Consider the following 2,211-nt stretch of genomic DNA (forward strand, 5'->3'; position numbering starts at 1 on the left):
CACAGAGAGAGGGGCCCGGACGCCTTGACCGGCGTCCGGGCCCCTCTGGCTTTGTCCCGTTGCGCTTCTGTCCTGTCCGTGCGTTCCGTACGCGCCTAGACGGCGGTACGGCCACCGCCCACCAGACGCGGCAGCATCCGGAAGCCGATACCGCCCGCGATCATGGTCGCGGCGCCGATCAGCAGGAACGAGGTCTCGGCGGCGCCGGTCTCCGCCAGCTCCTCCTTGGCCGCGCCCTGCTGCACCGGCTGGGAGCCGGCGCTGTCGGTGTCGGTGTTGTCGACGCACTCGGCGCCGTCGAGGTCGACGGTGCAGGTGCCCGCGCCGTCGTCGCCACCACCGTTACCGCCCGTGACGGCCCCGTTGCCCGGGTCGTCGGTCGGGTCCGTGGACGGGTCGGACGTCGGGTCGGTGGAGGGCTCGGGCTCCTCGGTGGGCGGCTCCTCCGTGGGAGGCTCCTCCGTCGGCGGCTCCTCCGTAGGCGGCTCCTCGGTGGGAGGCTCCTCGGTCGGCGGCTCCTCCGTGGGAGGCTCCTCCGTCGGCGGCTCCTCCGTGGGAGGGTCCGGGATCACGGTCGGCGGGTCGGTCGGGTCCTCGTCGCCGATACCGGTGAGGCCGACATCGACGGAGACACCCGCGACACTGGCTCCGATACCCACGGCCTGAGCGGCGCCCGCGATGGTCAGTGAGGCGCCCGCGGCGATCACCGCGCCGGCGGCCACACGTGCCACGCGGATCCGCGTCTTCTTGGTCATCTGCTTGCTACCCCCAGTAGCTCATTCGTCAGTGGTGCAGCGTCCGGCGCGGCGGCCATGGGGGGCTGTAGGTGCTCCGTCCCCGGTCGCACGCGCCTCGGAATACGCATGCCGCGCGCCAGCTTTCCGAGTTTTCATATACGCGTCAAGGCGGTTGCGCGTGCGATGACCGTTATCGCGTCAGTTGTCCGCGCGCAAGGCTCCAACTGTGACGAAAAAGGGAACTGCCGCCCTGTAGGCGGCAGTTCCCTTGTCGACAAAGCGCGAATCTACTTGTCCTGCTGCTTGCGCCAGCGAATTCCCGCTTCCAGGAAACCGTCGATCTCACCGTCGAGCACGCCTTGCGGATTGCCGACCTCGAACTCGGTCCGCAGGTCCTTGACCATCTGGTAGGGATGCAGAACGTACGAACGCATCTGGTTGCCCCAGGAGTTACCGCCGTCGCCCTTGAGCGCGTCCATCCTCGCCTGCTCCTCCTGGCGACGGCGTTCGAGCAGCTTCGCCTGGAGGACATTCATGGCGCTCGCCTTGTTCTGGATCTGGGAGCGCTCGTTCTGGCAGGAGACGACGATGCCGGTCGGGAGATGCGTGATACGGACCGCGGAGTCCGTGGTGTTGACGCCCTGTCCGCCGGGACCGGAGGCGCGGTAGACATCCACGCGCAGCTCGGACTCGTCGATCTCGACATGGTCGCTGGACTCCACGACCGGGAGCACCTCGACACCGGCGAAGGAGGTCTGTCGGCGGCCCTGGTTGTCGAACGGCGAGATACGGACGAGCCGATGGGTGCCCTGCTCCACGGAGAGCGTGCCGTACGCGTAGGGCGCCTTGACGACGAAGGTGGTCGACTTGATGCCGGCCTCCTCCGCGTACGAGGTCTCGTAGACCTCGGTGCCGTAGCCGTGCCGCTCGGCCCAGCGCAGATACATACGCTGGAGCTGCTCGGCGAAGTCCGCGGCGTCGACGCCGCCCGCCTCGGCCCGGATGTTCACGAGCGCCTCGCGCTCGTCGTACTCGCCGGACAGGAGCGTACGGACCTCCATCTCGTCCAGCGCCTTGCGCACCGACTCCAGCTCGGACTCGGCCTCGGCCCGGGTGTCCGGATCGTCCTCGGCCTCGGCCAGCTCGAACAGCACTTCGAGGTCGTCGATCCGCCCGCGGAGCGCCTCCGTCTTGCGGACCTCGGCCTGGAGGTGCGAGAGCTTGCTGGTGATCTTCTGCGCCGCCTCCGGGTCGTCCCAGAGGGACGGGACCGCGGCCTGCTCCTCCAGCACGGCGATGTCGGCCCTCAATTTGTCGAGGTCCAGGACGGCCTCGATCGACCCCATGGTCGAGGAGAGGGACTTCAGCTCTTCGGATACATCGACGACTGCCACGCCCCCAGCGTAGCCCCTCTTTTTTTGAGGCTCGGTTCGCCTCCGGGCGCTTTATGCCACTGTCGACGGTCGACCGTGCT

Annotated in this window: 2 protein-coding genes; both read right to left on the bottom strand. The window is 68.5% G+C overall.

Features of this window, described 5'->3' with window-relative positions; translation table 11 throughout:
• Positions 1–95 precede the first annotated feature (95 nt).
• Positions 96–755: an LPXTG cell wall anchor domain-containing protein gene (locus GA0115259_RS37410; RefSeq protein ID WP_093605011.1), complete on the bottom strand. Its 660-nt coding sequence runs from the start codon at positions 753–755 to the stop codon at positions 96–98.
• Between the two features lie 269 nt (positions 756–1,024).
• On the bottom strand, positions 1,025–2,131 hold the full coding sequence (gene prfB / locus GA0115259_RS37415) for a peptide chain release factor 2 (RefSeq protein ID WP_093605013.1): 1,107 nt from the start codon (positions 2,129–2,131) through the stop codon (positions 1,025–1,027).
• Positions 2,132–2,211 lie beyond the last annotated feature (80 nt).

Source organism: Streptomyces sp. MnatMP-M17 (genome assembly GCF_900091995.1).
GTDB lineage: Bacteria > Actinomycetota > Actinomycetes > Streptomycetales > Streptomycetaceae > Streptomyces.